Genomic DNA, 15,737 nt, shown 5'->3' with positions numbered 1-15,737 from the left:
CCGGCTCCCTCATGCGTAGGTATACATTCAAAAGATATTTTTTTGTATTTCGTAAATTGTTTTTACGAGCCTACCATCCCAGTTTCACATCCACAAACCTTTCTGATATTGGATCTTCCTTACAGATCTTTAGTGTGATGACAGCCTTCACCTCCATCATCTCTCTTCTTTTCGTGGATTCACTGGTTCGCACCAAAGAAGCCAGTTTCTGGATTGCCTTTTTTAGAATTTCTTCGCTGGCCATTTGTTTCTTTGTTTATCTTTTTGGAAAAAAAAGAATTAAACTCTACGAAAGGCATATCTATGGTATCACAAGTATCGTACTCATTGGTCTGATTTTAATTTATATCCCCATGATGGTTTATGACAAACCAAACCATGCTTATTATCTCTTTGGATCTGCCATTGTCATTGCGAGTGCCTCCATCCTATTATGGATCGAGCCCATTCGCATTTTATTATTATCTATTTTGTATATTGCTGTTTTCATTCCCTTACATTTAAACTTCTCAAGAATCCAAGGTTTTGATCGTTTTGTCTTTTACCAAGACATACTCATTGTTTTATTTTTGCTGGCCTTTGGATTTGTCGCAAACCTTCTCATCAACTATTGGCGGTTTGAAGAATACCGAGTCAAATCAAGATTACGAATCACAGTAGGCAAACTCCTTCGCATCAACCAAAAGATAGAAGATCTTTCTCGTGTGGATTCGATGACAGAGCTCTTTAACAGGCGTCATTTGTTAGAACAGTTTGATCTCTATAAAAAAAGATCCAACCGCGAAGGATTCATCATTGGGCTTGTGATTTTGGATTTGGACCGCCTGAAAGCCATCAATGACAAATACGGTCATAAACAGGGAGACCTTGCGATTCAAGCCTTTGCAAAAACCGTAAAGTCAAGGACAAGGATTACAGATATTGCCGCAAGGATCGGCGGGGATGAATTTTGTTTGCTTGTTTCACCGATTGATAAAGAAGGATTACATATCCTTACCGAATCCATCCGGGAAAAATTGGAACGTTTGCAGATCCCAATTTACAACCAACCTGGGGAATCACTCACACTCACGGTTTCCATTGGAGCCACACTCTTTCGCCCAGAGGACGACCCGAGTTTTGACGAACTCTACCACAAAATCGATACGGCTCTCTATACCTCAAAAAATGAGGGCAGAAACCGAATTACCCTGATTGAATCGTAAAAAAATGATCGACAAGTTTTATGAAAATCTGTAGTATTGAAATTGAGACTGATTCTCAGTTTATGTCCATTACGGATAAGGTGTAAAATTTCGAAGGATGGGAGTGAAAGCCCCATCTTTTTTTTTGCCTCCGCACCGGCAGAGGCCTTCCTAAAAGAATTCTATAATCTTAGTCCACTCCTACTTGGTTGCAGTCGTATTCTTCTGTATAGAGTAAGTTCCGGCGAATGGGTTGGAATCCGCCCTCGGTGAGAAATTTCCTAGCTTCTTTTTCTGTTTTTAGTCCAAAGGAACGAAGGACATTTTCTTCAATCACCACTGAAGAAATATCATCAGCCCCCGAATAAAGAGCCAGTTGCCCGACACCTTTCCCAAGCACCATTACGGAGGTTTCGATATGTTTGATATTATCCAAAAAGATCCGACAGATTCCCAAAACCTTTAGGTATTCATGCGTAGGAACTGGTCTCACTTTGAATCGTTTGGTTTGCGGTTGGAAAGTCCAAGGAATGAAGGACAAAAATCCACCGGTGCGGTCTTGGAGATCACGAACGACAGATAGATGTTCGATCACTTCTTCTTCTGTTTCTTCCGAACCAAAGACTACGTTGGCTGATCCGAGAAGTCCCACTTCGTGACAGGTTTCCATAGCACGCACCCATTCGGATACAGTGGCTTTTTTAGGAGAGATGATTTGGCGCATTCTTTCGGTTAGAATTTCCGCGCCAGCACCGGGAACCGAATCAAGGCCTGCTTCTTTTAAAATCAAAAGCACTTCTTTCAATGGTTTTCCGGTAATGGTTTCTAAATTGATGATTTCTACTGGGGAAAAGGCACGAATGTGCATCTTCGGGTATTTGGATTTTACGGTTCGAATCACATCCAAGTAATAATCGAAAGGAAGGTCTGGATAGACCCCACCTTGGAGGAACATTTGGTCGGCTCCTTCTTCCACGGCATAATCCATTTTTTGCAAAATATCTTCTTTGGAGAGAACGTAACCTTTTCCATTTCCGATTTCGTCCATAAAGGAGCAGAAACTACATTCTACGTTGCAATAGTTCGTATAATTCACAACTCGGAACATTGTGTAACTGGCCTGGGTATGGGGCCTTATTTTTTCTCGTAAGGACCGGGCCACCATTTGGATCTTTAAAAAATCACCTTCCTTATAGAGGACAATGGCCTCTTCTGGAGAGATGCGTTTTCCCTCTGCGGCACGCAAAAGGATGGCATCACTGGGGTCACTCGGGCTAAATGAAAACGAGTCTAAGTTCATGATCTACCTACTTGGACAGGAAATCTGCCTACAGATCCCTGTAAAAACCGAATTTTCCTGGACATTCATTTTTCTATACAAATCCTAGGAAATACCAAACACCTTAAGGGCATAAACATAAATGGATATCGGAAGAATACTCTTTCACCTATTATTCACAGCTTTTTTCGTCGTGGCAAACGTAGTGTTTGTCCGCGCCATCCTTTACAGGCTCGGACTGATCTTCAACGGTCGTCCTGCATTCTTCAATGAAGATGCAAAAAAGAACCTAAACATTGGATTCCGTTTGAAAAGCTTTCTAATCAACGTAGTCCTTCAAAAGAAAAACTTCCGGGAACCTGTACGTGGAATCATGCACGCATTTGTTTTCTACGGATTCCTCGTATACACCATCCATACAACAAGCCAAATGGTAGCCGGTATTTTTGGTTACGTAATGGACGACCCGTATAAGTTTGCCCTCCCCAATTTTCTTTTTGGCGAAGCAGCAAACCATATCTACGAACAAGCAGTGAACTATGTATCCATCCTTGTACTGACCGGTCTCGGTTTCTTCGCATGGAGACGTTGGATCAAAAAAGCAAAAGGTTTGGATGTTCACTCTCCAGCTTCTGCCATAGTAATCAGTATGATTGCAACTCTAATGGTCACCACCTTACTCGGTAATGGTGCAAAGACTGTTGCGGCAACCTATTACACACATGCAGGTTTGATTGACGGACTTCTTGGAAACCTTTGGGAATCCATTGGTGTTTCCAACTCTACTGCAGACGTTGTATTTCAAATTATGTGGTGGGGACATATCATTACTGTGTTCTCGTTTATGTTGTATGTTCCTACATCAAAACACGCTCACTTAATTTTTGCTCCATTTAACTACTTCCTTGCAACTGACACTCCTAAAGGCCAACTTTCCAAGCTCAACTTAGATGATGAAAATGCCGTTTGGGGATCCAACCGAGTAGAAGACTTCCCTTGGCCAAACCTACTCGACGGTATGTCTTGTATTGAATGTGGTCGTTGCCAAGTAGAATGTCCTGCCAACAGAACAGGAAAAGTTCTAAACCCTAAAGCTATCATCGTAGAACTCAAACACCAAATGTTAGAGAAGATGCCAGAAGTAGCAGCAGCACGTGCAGGAAAAACTCCTGAAGAAGGTGCAGAAGCAGTGGCGGCATTAGACACCGGTGTGATCAATTCACATGAGGGCCTTAGTGAAGAAGCACTTTGGGGATGTACTACTTGTTATGCGTGCGTCGAAGCATGCCCTGTGGGAAACAACCAAGTCAACGCCATCATTGAGATGCGTCGTCACTTAGTTCTTGCAGAATCAAAAATGAGTCCAGAACTTCAAAAAGCCTTCACAAACATGGAAAACAACTCGAATCCATGGGGTGTGGGAGCTCATACAAGAGCAGATTGGGCAGACGGACTTGGTGTAAAAGTTCTTTCAGAAGCAGAAGACAAAAACGTAGATGTACTCTATTGGGTAGGTTGTGCGGGTGCTTTTGATGAAAGAAACAAAAAGATCTCTCGTGACTTTGTTAAAATTATGCAAAAAGCAGATGTTAACTTTGGTATCCTTGGAACAGAAGAAGGATGTTCGGGAGATTCGGCACGCCGCGGTGGTAACGAATATCTCTACCAAACATTAGCACAAACCAACGTGGATACAATCAACGGTTACGGAATCAAAAAAATCGTAACTGCTTGTCCACACTGCTACAACACAATCAAAAACGAATACCCTCAGTTCGGCGGAAATTTTGAAGTCATCCACCACTCGGAATACATCAACCAACTTTCTAAAGACGGTAAAATTGATGTAAAAGTTGCTGATGATGCGAGCACCGGAAAATATACTTACCATGACTCTTGTTACATTGGTCGTTATAACAATAATTATGAGAACCCTCGTGATGTTGTGAAAAAAGTATCTGGTGGAAAAATCGAAGAAGCAGTCGACCATCACTCCAAAGGACTTTGTTGTGGTGCGGGTGGTGCGCAGTATTGGATGGAAGAACACGTAGATGAATCCAATCCAGAAAGTACTCGTGTCAATAGCAAACGTACAGGACAACTCCTCGATACGGGTGCTACAACGATCGCTACTGCTTGTCCATTTTGTATCACAATGATTACAGACGGTGTCAAAGCGGCAGAAAAAATTGACTCCGTAAAAGTAAAAGACATTGCGGAACTTGTAGCCGAGAACATCGACTAACAAGATTCTTTGAGGAGAAAATGAAGATTCATAATTTCCTCAAACAACTCTCTTTTTTTCAAATAAGAAGGTGGGATCATTCCCCCACCTTCTTATTTACAACTCCCTCTTTTTCTAATTTATCTTTTTATCTTGTTTTTTTTATTACCTTTTTTAACCTAACACCCCTTATCTCGCAAACCAAACAGAATCTCATTCATCCTCCCGAAGGTGATGGAATCACTATCGTTGTGGAAAAGGGACAAACCTTAAGTATCATATCTAAAACCTATTTGGATGATCCCAGGAAATGGAAGGAACTACTCAAATCCAACCAAATTGATAATCCCAACCTCATCATTCCTGGGATGAAACTTTGGATTCCGAAAAGTTTAGGAAAAAAGCCACTGGCAGACATCCAAAGATATTCGGGGAAAACAGAAGTTCTTAAAGTTTCGCAAAAACAATTGGATTGGACCGGAGCCAGTGTGGGGGAAGGACTTTATGCCAAAGATGAAGTGAGAACCTTCAAAGAATCCGAAGCACAATTTCTTTTGCTCTCGGGATCACGGTTTGAAATTACAGAAAATAGCCATGTCATTATGGAAAAAGGAAAATCCGACACGGAACCCGATGAACTTTATCTTCGTCGAGGGCGGATTCGCTCTATCGTATTGAAAAAACCTACCTCGAACCAAAGGATGTTTCTTTTGAAAACAGATGCTGCTGTTTCTGAAGTGAAAGGCACAGACTTTATTACTGAAGTGGACGGACAAGGAAACACAACTCTCAGTTGTTACGAGGGTTTGGTTGCCGTAAGCGCACAGAATGTCACAGTCAACGTTGCCTCAGGTTTTGCTACCTTTGTCGAAAAAGGAAAACCACCTTTAAAACCATTTGCTGTTCCCGATCCACCAAAACCAAAAGAAGAATGAGAACTAAATTAAAAACGGGAATCTCTCTCTATCTACTACTGTTCTGTGGAGTTACCTCTTCCGTTTTTTCGGATTCCAAAACCATACGTTTTACTTTAGAGCCAGAACGAGATGATATCATCCAATACGAAATGGAATTATGGAAAGGAACTTCCTTTGATTTAGAAATTCCTTTTCGAGTTGTCTCGAATCCAGGCAAAATCCAACTCCATATTCCCGATGGATATGAATACTTTCGCATTCGTGCGGTTGCCAAACGCCAAGTGCGTGGATTCTGGACGGATTTATTCGAAGTGAATTCCTTTGGTAAATCCAAACCAAAAGAAGTAACTAAGGCCGTTCCACGTAAAACAGATAAAACGGATGTGCTTGTCCCAATCCCTACCAAAGAAGGAACCAATCATTTCTTCTTAACGGAAAATAAAATCCAAGTAAGGCCCTTGGCCAAAGAAAAAATAAAAACTTCGGTCCGCTATCGTATCAATCATGGTCCATGGAAAGTGACCGGGGTTCCCGAACTTTCTTTTTCTAAAGACGGGGACTACCGCTTGGAATACCAAGTGACCAATGAACTTGGTGTTTCTGATTCCATGCAGATTTGGGATTTCAGTGTGGACAATACCCCACCGAATACGGAACTCCATTTTGAACCGATCACTCATAGAAACAAAGGTAAGTATTTTATATCTTCAAGGACGGCTCTCCAGGTTCAATCGGATGACAATGGTTCTGGGGTGGATACGATCAGATTTCGGAGTAGATGTGGCACCGGAGTTAGGAGTGACTGGTATCTTTGGGATCCAAAATCTTCTTGGACTACATTAATCCAATCTTGTTCGAAAGATTTGGAAGTAGAAATTTCTGCCACCGACAGGTTAGGAAATGAAGAAATTCCCAAAATCATTCGCATCCAAAAACCCAATCCAGGAAACTAATCTGTGTACAATGCCAATTGGTTACGGGAATTGTATGGGAATTTTCTCTTTGTCATCCAAACCAAATCCTTTCTTAAATTATTTTTATCCATTGTCAGCTTTCTAATTATTCCCTATTTCCTACTCGTAGCTTCCATGATCCATTCCCAGTATAAAGAAGCACTGGATTGGAACCAAAGATTCCAATTGATTCGAATCCAATTACTTGCTATTGACTTAGAAAATCAAATTCGGGAACAAATCAATTCTGATATCAACGAAAAGCGAATCCTTGGGAGCCTTCCCATTTCTGAACTCCAAAGAATTACGAATCATTGCCAACCAGTACGTCAAAATCGAAAAGGACTACAAGAGTTGACTCTGGCACATTGTGACTGGGATTCTGAAAAAAAATCCTATCTTCTTGTTCTGGATGGAAGTCACATAACGATTCATTCTGCTAAGTTTTTAGAAGATGCACTTCTAGATTCTCCCTTTAGTGATCCGAATGAAGGTCTCTTTGTTTTGAATAGTGACGGAAATTTTGGAATTTCCGGATTCATTGAAGATGATTTTTTAGTTTCTGATTTTTGGAAGTCGGATGTCCAGTCCTCCCTCCAAACCCATTCCAATCTTCCAGCCTTACACGAAGCTTGGAAGGATGAAATGAATTATTTTGTGGTTAGTTTTCCCATGTATGGACTTCCTCTCCACCTATTTATCGTTAGCCCGAAGGATTTGGTCCTTGTTCCCATTAAAGAGTCTTTAAAAAAAAATATTATCATCCTATTCTCTTTATTTGTTTTATCCTTTTTGTTTTCGACTTTCATTTCTCTTAGAGAAATTGAATCCAAACAAAAGCTGCGACTGTTATTACAAGAATTCCCTCATGCTGCCATCCTCTTTGATCCGAAAGGAAAGATTCTTTTAGAAAATCCTGAAATTGAACCGAAAATTTTAGTAACCGAACTTTTTCGGGATCAACTTTCGGTAAAAGAATGGATTGAAAAAGAAGTCACTCTATTTTTAGAAGCTGTCGCTACGGATCCCAATGGGCAAACAAAACTTAGAAAAGAAGAATCCGAATTCTATTCTGCGGATGGATCTGTTTATCTACTCGATATCACCTATCAACTTTGGTATTTAGAACAAAATTATCAATTTACTAGCGGGGCCATCGTCCTTGTTCAAAATGTAACTAAAAAACGTTTGGAATTTGAAAAGGAAATGGATTATGCCAAAGACCTTCAAAAAAAATACCTTCCGAACAAAATCCTCATCCTTCCCCATCTAGACTATGAAGTTTTATACAAACCTCTCATTCAAGTGGGCGGTGATTATTATGACTATATTGATTTAGGGAACAATCGTTATATATTTGCACTTGGGGATGTCATTGGTCATGGGGTGAAGGCTGCAATGATGATGACTGTACTTCGCGTGCTTTTTCATCAAATCGTAAAAACAGAATCCGATCCAAAAAAAATCCTAAGTAAAATGAATGAAGGGGTATCAACGAACTTCCCCGATCCCTATGCCTTTGTTCCCTTTATCTTTTTGTTATTTGATTTTAATGAGAACACAGTTCATTACGGAAATGCCGGTCATCCGGGTATGTTATACCTTTCTCCATCGGGGATACAATGTCCTGAAAAATTGAATCCTATGTTTGGAATGATTTCGAACAGGGAACCTAAAATCTTAGAGTATCCAATCCAAAAGGGGGACCGGTTTTATCTTTTTACCGATGGATTGAAAGATGTGGAAAACTCGAAGCGGGAAAAATTATGGGAGGCGGAACTCCTCCAGTTCTTTTCTTCTATGGGAGAAAACCATATGTCTCTCATCAAACAAGAGTTAGAATTAAAAATTAGATCTTATTCCGAAGGAATCCCTTTCCTAGATGATATCACCTGGATCGGGATTGAAGTGATTTAAACTAATCTTCCAAAGGAGGATTGTCTAAAAGTTCGATTCCTTCGTTATTTTTATGGAAATAATTCATATCCCATTCTGTATCAAAAAGAAGAGCCATATTCCCAAATAAATCCTCTACCAAATTAGCATTGGATGGAATTTTGGATCTGTCTTCTTTTTTTACCCAACGAGAAATTCCGTACGGGAGAATATGGATGGAAGTTTCGGCACCGTATTCATCCTTTAGGCGGCGTTGGAAGACCTCAAACTGGAGTTTTCCCATAGCGCCGATGATGGGAACACCACCACCAATCGTTCGTGAGGTGAAAAGATGTAAGATTCCTTCTTCTGCCAATTGATCCAGGCCTTTTTTAAAGGACTTTAGTTGTAATGTATCCTTACAAGAGATCGTAGCAAAAAGCTCTGGGGCAAAACTAGGAAGAGGACGTAGAGGTGGTGTATTTCCTGTCGACAATACATCTCCAATCTTATAAGTTCCTGGATTGACAAGCCCTATGATATCTCCCGGATAAGCAGTATCGACCGTGTTTCGATCTTGTCCAAAAAAAGCAAAACTGGAAGAGAGTTTGACTGTTTTGTCGAGCCGGTTGTGATTTACGTTTAACCCCCGTTCAAAGACACCAGAACAAATACGTAAGAAAGCAATCCGGTCTCTATGAGCTTTGTTCATATTGGCTTGGACTTTAAAAACAAAGGCACTAAAAGGCGCATTGATTGGATCTAGGTAATTTCCATCTCGCAAAGGAATGTGATCTGGACCCGGAGCCAATTCTAAAAATTTATTTAAAAAAAGTTCAATCCCGAAGTTATTTACCGCCGAACCAAAGTAAACTGGTGTTTCTTTTCCAAGTAGGAACATGTTTTTGTCCAACTGGCCAATCCCATTCTGTACTAGATCAATTTGTTCGCGAAAAGCAGTCACTATCTCCTCATCAAATTGTTCGTCAAGACTTGGATCATTGGGGCCTGCCATACGAAAGAAGGCTTTTTGTTTTCCGCCGGGAGTCCGATCAAACAAATAGAGTTGTTGGTCGCGGAGGTCGTACACTCCCTTAAAATCAAAACCCGTTCCGAGGGGCCAAACATCTGGTACAGCTTTGATCCCGAGAACCTTTTCGATTTCATCCAGGAGCGCATACAGATCCTTAGTCGGTCTGTCCATTTTATTGATAAAAGTAATGATGGGAATGCCCCGATCCCGACAAACACGGAATAGTTTGATGGTTTGAGGTTCGACCCCTTTACCCGCATCAAGCACCATCACAGCGGTGTCTGCTGCCATCAGGGTTCTGTAGGTGTCTTCCGAAAAGTCCTCGTGACCCGGTGTATCGAGAAGGTTTAAAATGCTATTTTTGTATTCGAACTGGAGAGCGGCTGAGGTGATTGAAATCCCTCGTTCCTTTTCCATAGCCATCCAATCGGAGGTTGCCGACTTCCCTTCCTTTTTGGCCTTTACGGCTCCAGCAAGTTGAATAGCACCCCCGTAAAGCAGGAGTTTTTCAGTGAGTGTGGTCTTTCCCGCATCGGGATGGGCAATGATGGCAAAGGTCTTTCGACGACGAACTTCTTTTTCTATGAGTTCAGGGGACATAACTTGAGTTCCATATTGTCTAAATTTGAGATTCTGTCGAGAATAAAGAGAAAACTTAGGTTCCGAATCCAAAGGAAGGGGTTGACTTGTAGATTATGTCCCATTAGATTGGGGGTGGAGGGAGTGTCTTTGAGAAAGTTACTATCGTTTTTCTTTCTATTGGTGAGCACACAAATTTTCCCTCTGGACTTTCCCAACTTTTCCTTGGGCGAAGAGAATGCCAAGGAAGAATTCAAACGGGGCTTAACCTATAAAAATTTAAGAGAATATTCTGCTGCCAAAGAACGGTTCCAAAAAGCCGTAAACTTAAAGAAAGATTTTCATCTAGCAAGGTTAGAACTAGCCAACAACTACTATTTGTTAGGTGAATGGGAAGAAGCTCTCGACGAATTAGAAATTCTTGCCACTAAAGCCAAAAATGATCTTTTGATCGTAAATAAAATTGAGGCACTTCGTCTTGCCATAGCCGGTGGAGTTACCGATAGAGAGAAAGTTTATTTCAAAACGATTGAAGGTGATTCCATTCGCGGCTACCGGTTTCGTAATCCTGTAGACATTACCTTCGATGAAGACGGAAACTTCTATGTTGCCGGCTTCGATACATCCAATATCATTAAATTCAATGCAGCTGGCTCCCCCATTTCCAATTGGCGCGGAGGAATCACAAGAAAACTGGATCGACCGGTATCTCTCGCTTATTATAACCAAAAGATCTATGTTGCCGATTTTGCACGTGATGAAGTATTACTCTTTGATCTTTCAGGAAGTTTTATCTCCTCTTTCGGTGGACAAGGAAAAGGCCAAGGTCAGTTTCGAGGTCCCTCTTCCATTTTCATTGATCCGAATGGAAATCTTTTTGTCGCTGATTCGGGAAATGCACGAATTCAAAAATTCAATTCCAATGGAAAATTTGTTTTAGAGTTTCAAGGTTCAGGAAATTCCAAACTAGGGAATCCTTCCGGAATTACCATTCATGATGGCAAAATTTACGTAGTAGATAAAGAAAATCTTCGAGTAGTGATTTTTGATGGTGATGGTAATACGATTAGTACAATCGAAAAACCGGAATGGAAAAAGCCAAGAAGCATTCGTGTCTTAGACAACCAAATCTTTTTAACAGACGAACTGACAGGGATTTGGACCTATTCTTTGTTACATGGTGAATGGAAACAACAGAGCAAATTTCGAGATAAAAAGGGTGTTTACCGAGTTTTGTTCCGACCGTTTGCAACGAACATGGATTCCACGGGAAGTTTGTATTTTATTGATTTCGGAAAACATCGAGTTGATATATTTTCACAAAAGAACCACCTACTTTCCAATTTAGATTTAAAAATTGAATCTATTGATACCTCTGGATTTCCGGACATACATATTTATACTCGTGTTCGTAACCGTGCAGGAAAAGAAATTGTAGGTATTGACCGACTTAGTTTTCGTATTTTTGAAAACGAAAACATGACTCCTCTTTTTTCATTGGCAAACAAAAACAAACTGAACGACAAACTCACGGTTGCTATGGTCTATGAAAATAGTGAAGGTTTAAAAAAGGGGAAATTGGCATTGGAAGATGGGCTATTTCCTTTCTTTCGGTCCCTTCGTGATACAGATAAAATTTCGCTCTATCGTGCAGGCAAAGATAGTAGTTTGATTTTACCGGAAACAGTTTCCCTTAGAGACATTCTGGCCAAAATTAGAGATAGTATTCCGGAAGAAAAATTCAATTTCGGAAAAGCAAGTATTACTGCCTTACAAAAATTGTCCCTAGAAACAGGTCCCAAGGCCCTAGTGTATTTGGTTTCTGCGGAAGGTAGAGAAGATAGTTTTTTACAATACCAAAAATCCCGAATTGTTTCCTTTGCGAAAGCGCATTCCATTCCTATTTATGTTTTAACAGTAAATCCAAATATCGCATTGGAAGAATCTTGGTCGGACATGACTGGACCAACAAACGGTCGCTACATTGTGCTCGACGGCGAAGGTGAAGAAAGAGAACTATATAAAAAATTTAAATCACATGTTGATTACAGATACATTCTCTCCTACAAAACAGATACAAATCCAGAACTGATCAATCGTTATATCAAACTAGCCATTGGTGTGGAACATCGAGGTGTAAAGGGTCGAGATGAAGGAGGGTACTTTGTTCCAGAACCTCGTTAAATCTTTTTTTATCTTTATCCTTACCATTGGTTTTTTGGTCTCGGTCTCTCTCTTAAATGCAGAGACAACCACCTTAGAAGATATTGCTGAAGGAAAAAGATACCAATCTGAAAACAATTGTCGTAAGGCCATCCAGTTCTACCAAACAGCATTACAGAAAAATCGAAATTCGATCGATGCCAAATTAGGTGTTGCCGATTGTAGTTTCAAACTCGCAGCCTACAGAGAGAGTAAAAAGTTCTATTTAGAAATTTTAGATAGAGAACCAAAACATATCCCTGCTGTCACAGGGCTTTCTGAGATTTATTTACTCGATTCTGACTTCCCCGCCATAACAAAGTTAATTGATCCATTATTACTTGAGTTTCCAAACCATACAGCTTTACGGATTGCGGAAGCAAAATCGCTTCAAAAACAAGGAAAACTAGATTCCGCCATCTACAAAATCAAAACACTCACAACAAAGTTGGATGAGCCTTCTGACCTGTTACGAATGTTAGCGGAGCTTTATTTTACAAAGCAGAACTATAGCGATGCTTACAACTCCATAGACTCTTATACTAAAAAAGAACCAAATGATCCAGAAGGGTTTGCCTTCAAAGCAAAAGTCCTTTTGTACCAAAACTATTTCCATCCCAACCAATTAAAATCGGTTCTACCTCTGGTGGAAGAAGCTTTGCAAAACTCACTCAACCTAGATCCCAAGGGAGAACAGGCTCGGTTTTATTCCGTTTATCATGATATCATTTTGGCTAATTTCACTTCCGATAAAGATGTAAAAAAGAAAGCTTTTCGCGCGATTTACGAACTGGCTAGAGAATTTCCGGAAAACCAACTCTACCATAGTTTAGAAGCAAACCTGGCTTGGGAATTGGGAGAACCAAAATTTGCAACTTACCATTACCGAAGAGCTCTCCAGTTAGATGATTTGGATGAAATATTGCGATTCGAAGCGGAAGAGTATACGATTGCGCAGGAAAAGGAAGAGTCAAAATTACGCAGAGAATTGGGTGATTATAGAAGGGATCGTTTTTATTCTGAAAAACATTCTTTATACCACAAAAGTTCTCTATTCCACTTAAAAAGGGCAAAAGATTTAAGCTCACAAACACCTGTTATCCGAAGAGAATTATTAGACTTCTATAACCAAACGGGAGAGGCTGTTAAGTATACAAATTTACTACTCCGTCTTCGTGAAGAAGATCCGAACTCCTTCAAACTCCAAAATAAACTGGAATTTTCTATTAAAAACCTAAAGGAATCTCTGGAATTTCGAGAAGGTTACTTACAAATCGATCCTAATTCCATCCAAGAAAACACAGTCCGTTATAGTCCGGAAGTTTATGTCTTTGATATGGAATCGAGTTTGCCTTTTCCTTACCATTTACAAGCGGGCAGGCTTTTATCCGAAGCATTTCGTTATAATTTAAAACAAATTCAAGCGGTACGTGTTGTCGAGGGTGATGAGTTCAAACAAATTCGGGGACTACTCAAAGAATCAAGTTACCATCCCTTTTCCCAAACTCTTCCCTTTACCATCGATAACTTACATCTTTTAGATTCCAAAAGAAGAAATGCCACAAAGATTCGTTATGTGGTTCATGGGAAGTATCAAATCAAAGACGGGGACATTCGTTTGGATGTTTCGGTTTATGATAGAGATAGTTTAAGGGATATTGCCTCCTGGTCAACCAACCAAAGAGGAAGGGATAGTCTCCCCACCATCATCCACCGAATTGCAGAGCGGATCAAAGATTTACTCCCCAAAGAAGGAAAAATCTTAAAAGTCAAAAAGGATGAAGTGATTGTCTCTCTTGGGAAAGATGATGGATTACAAAAGAATTCAAAACTAGAATTCCAAAGAAAAGGAAAACCTTTATTTCAAGGCGAGATCACTGAACTTGGAAAATCCATTTCTTCAGTGAAACCAAATGTTCGTGGATGGGAAAAAGAACTGGCAACAGGAGATGATGTCATTCTTCCCACGGACTCTCGTAAAGAGACGAAAGATAAGTAAGAAGATCTTCAGAAATTCTTTCTTCTTTCTCTTTTGTGAGACTCTGAATTTCTAATTGGCATAAATTTCCTTTTAAATATAACGAAGATACACCTTCCCTTTGAAAACAAAGATGTAAAATCGGACGTAATCGAAAAAAGTCTTTTGATTCTAAATATACTGGTTCTTCGCTAAACAAGTAATTGGTGGTAATTTTGTGAATATGGGGACGTGGTGTTTTTTCCCATTCTAAATCAATGTTCAGATAAAAAAAGAATTTCCCCAGTTCGAATCGCAACTCGCCAAAAGAAAGAAGTGATTCTGCCTCTTTCTTTTTCCAACGAATGTAACCGGAATCATCGGGAGTTTTGTCGGCAAACCCAACAAGGACATTGCCTATACCTTTTCTGTTTCGTTCTAAATCCAAAACCAAAACTTGAGGCCGGCTTAGCTTCTTCGATTCGTCTTCCAGTCTTTGGAGGCTCTCTATAGAAATCTGTAGTTCTACCTTCTTTTTTTTAAAGTGAAACCAAGTCATTTTCAGTTAATTACCTTCTAATCATTATGAATACATTCATCTATCGATCAAAATTTCCTTTATCAAAAGAAACTTTATTTAAATTTCATGAATCCCCCATTGGTTTTGAAACTTTAGTAGGTGGATCAAAAGGAATAAAGGTGATCAAACCGCCCAGGTCTTTGCGAGTAGGTGAAGAAGTGATTTTAAAAGTTACGATCTTACCTTTTTGGAAAAAAATCTGGATTGCAAAACACACAACTTATAACAAAAACAATTTCTTTCAAGATGACCAAATCAAAGGTCCTTTCTTAAAATTCCAACACACACATCATTTTATTGACGATAAACAAGACAAGGGCTTCAGCATTCTATCTGATGAAGTTCAAATAAACTACTACTTATGGCCCATTTCTCGTATTTTTCTTTTTCCAATCTTATTCCTAATGTTTCGAAAAAGACATAAACTAACAGCGAATTACTTTGGAGTCAAGGAAAGTCTAATTCTTTGCCGGTATTCTTGATCCATAATCGATCAACTGTCGATTGTATTCTGTTGCCATCAGAGGAGATGAAATTAAAAAATCAGCACTGGAACGATTACAAGCCATTGGAATATTATACAATACTGCAATCCGAAGTAATGCCTTTACGTCAGGATCATGGGGTTGGGCAGAAAGCGGATCCCAGAAAAAAACCATAAAATCAATTCCATCTTCGACAATTTTCGATCCAATCTGTTGGTCTCCACCAAGTGGACCAGAGATGAATCGAAACACAGGAAGTCCAATTTGTTCGTGGATCAGTTTCCCTGTGGTTCCTGTTGCGGATAGATGGTGTTTACTTAAGGTTCCTTTATTGTATTTTACCCAATCGAGTAGATCTTCCTTTCTGTTATCGTGGGCAATGAGGACGATCTTTTTGGTGATATCCATTTTTCTTTGAATTAGTATCATAGATTGATAGTTCTTGCCAATATCCAGGATTCAAGGAAAG

General features: G+C 39.8%; 11 protein-coding genes. 7 read left to right on the top strand and 4 right to left on the bottom strand.

The features are described from left to right. The first annotated feature begins 11 nt into the window (after positions 1-11). Positions 12-1,205 (top strand): GGDEF domain-containing protein, encoded by a 1,194-nt coding sequence (locus JWG41_RS02700; RefSeq protein ID WP_205268412.1) that lies wholly within the window; start codon positions 12-14, stop codon positions 1,203-1,205. 169 nt (positions 1,206-1,374) lie between these two features. On the opposite strand, the gene mqnC is transcribed toward JWG41_RS02700, so the two are convergent. Continuing rightward, the gene (gene mqnC / locus JWG41_RS02695; protein WP_205268411.1) at positions 1,375-2,484 is read right to left on the bottom strand and encodes a cyclic dehypoxanthinyl futalosine synthase; all 1,110 of its coding nucleotides are present in this window, start codon (positions 2,482-2,484) and stop codon (positions 1,375-1,377) included. 121 nt (positions 2,485-2,605) lie between these two features. Between mqnC and JWG41_RS02690 the strand changes: the two genes are divergently transcribed. Genes JWG41_RS02690 through JWG41_RS02675 form a run of 4 tightly spaced genes read left to right on the top strand, consistent with a single transcriptional unit; the run spans position 2,606 to position 8,474 of the window. After that, positions 2,606-4,708 carry a (Fe-S)-binding protein gene (locus JWG41_RS02690; RefSeq protein WP_205268410.1) on the top strand — a complete coding sequence of 701 codons (2,103 nt, stop codon included), beginning with the start codon at positions 2,606-2,608 and terminating at the stop codon, positions 4,706-4,708. Positions 4,709-4,728: 20 nt separating this feature from the next. Next, positions 4,729-5,622 (top strand): FecR family protein, encoded by an 894-nt coding sequence (locus JWG41_RS02685; RefSeq protein ID WP_205268409.1) that lies wholly within the window; start codon positions 4,729-4,731, stop codon positions 5,620-5,622. Then, positions 5,619-6,557 carry an LBF_2017 N-terminal domain-containing protein gene (locus JWG41_RS02680; RefSeq protein ID WP_205268408.1) on the top strand — a complete coding sequence of 313 codons (939 nt, stop codon included), beginning with the start codon at positions 5,619-5,621 and terminating at the stop codon, positions 6,555-6,557. The genes JWG41_RS02685 and JWG41_RS02680 overlap by 4 nt, the downstream gene beginning before the upstream one ends. A gap of 3 nt (positions 6,558-6,560) precedes the next feature. Further along, positions 6,561-8,474 (top strand): SpoIIE family protein phosphatase, encoded by a 1,914-nt coding sequence (locus tag JWG41_RS02675; RefSeq protein WP_205268407.1) that lies wholly within the window; start codon positions 6,561-6,563, stop codon positions 8,472-8,474. A gap of 1 nt (position 8,475) precedes the next feature. Here the strand turns inward: JWG41_RS02675 and JWG41_RS02670 are convergent, their stop codons facing one another. Further along, positions 8,476-10,065 carry a peptide chain release factor 3 gene (locus tag JWG41_RS02670; RefSeq protein ID WP_205268406.1) on the bottom strand — a complete coding sequence of 530 codons (1,590 nt, stop codon included), beginning with the start codon at positions 10,063-10,065 and terminating at the stop codon, positions 8,476-8,478. Positions 10,066-10,194: 129 nt separating this feature from the next. Between JWG41_RS02670 and JWG41_RS02665 the strand changes: the two genes are divergently transcribed. Together JWG41_RS02665 and JWG41_RS02660 are read left to right on the top strand one after the other, a co-directional pair. Continuing rightward, entirely contained in the window at positions 10,195-12,228 is a 2,034-nt protein-coding gene (locus JWG41_RS02665; protein WP_205268405.1) for a 6-bladed beta-propeller, read from the top strand. After that, positions 12,209-14,245 carry a tetratricopeptide repeat protein gene (locus JWG41_RS02660; protein ID WP_205268404.1) on the top strand — a complete coding sequence of 679 codons (2,037 nt, stop codon included), beginning with the start codon at positions 12,209-12,211 and terminating at the stop codon, positions 14,243-14,245. The genes JWG41_RS02665 and JWG41_RS02660 overlap by 20 nt, the downstream gene beginning before the upstream one ends. Here JWG41_RS02660 and JWG41_RS02655 read toward each other — a convergent pair. Together JWG41_RS02655 and JWG41_RS02650 are read right to left on the bottom strand one after the other, a co-directional pair. Continuing rightward, complete coding sequence (locus JWG41_RS02655) at positions 14,202-14,762, bottom strand: hypothetical protein (protein ID WP_205268403.1); 561 nt, start codon at positions 14,760-14,762, stop codon at positions 14,202-14,204. The two genes, JWG41_RS02660 and JWG41_RS02655, sit on opposite strands and share 44 nt — an antisense overlap. 479 nt (positions 14,763-15,241) lie before the next feature. Continuing rightward, positions 15,242-15,697: a methylglyoxal synthase gene (locus tag JWG41_RS02650; RefSeq protein WP_232373630.1), complete on the bottom strand. Its 456-nt coding sequence runs from the start codon at positions 15,695-15,697 to the stop codon at positions 15,242-15,244. Positions 15,698-15,737: the final 40 nt, after the last annotated feature.

This window comes from Leptospira chreensis (genome assembly GCF_016919165.1).
In the GTDB taxonomy this organism is placed as follows: Bacteria; Spirochaetota; Leptospiria; order Leptospirales; family Leptospiraceae; genus Leptospira_A; species Leptospira_A chreensis.
The sequence above is the reverse complement of the archived record's forward strand: the minus strand, read 5'-3'. Positions and strand labels throughout refer to the sequence as shown.

What these genes read in the sequence shown, in the direction of transcription:
- JWG41_RS02700 (WP_205268412.1), top strand. Translation starts at nt 12, where the DNA reads ATGCGTAGGTATACATTCAAAAGATATTTTTTTGTATTTCGTAAATTG.
- mqnC (WP_205268411.1), bottom strand. Translation starts at nt 2,484, where the DNA reads ATGAACTTAGACTCGTTTTCATTTAGCCCGAGTGACCCCAGTGATGCC.
- JWG41_RS02690 (WP_205268410.1), top strand. Translation starts at nt 2,606, where the DNA reads ATGGATATCGGAAGAATACTCTTTCACCTATTATTCACAGCTTTTTTC.
- JWG41_RS02685 (WP_205268409.1), top strand. Translation starts at nt 4,729, where the DNA reads ATGAAGATTCATAATTTCCTCAAACAACTCTCTTTTTTTCAAATAAGA.
- JWG41_RS02680 (WP_205268408.1), top strand. Translation starts at nt 5,619, where the DNA reads ATGAGAACTAAATTAAAAACGGGAATCTCTCTCTATCTACTACTGTTC.
- JWG41_RS02670 (WP_205268406.1), bottom strand. Translation starts at nt 10,065, where the DNA reads ATGTCCCCTGAACTCATAGAAAAAGAAGTTCGTCGTCGAAAGACCTTT.
- JWG41_RS02655 (WP_205268403.1), bottom strand. Translation starts at nt 14,762, where the DNA reads ATGACTTGGTTTCACTTTAAAAAAAAGAAGGTAGAACTACAGATTTCT.
- JWG41_RS02650 (WP_232373630.1), bottom strand. Translation starts at nt 15,697, where the DNA reads ATGATACTAATTCAAAGAAAAATGGATATCACCAAAAAGATCGTCCTC.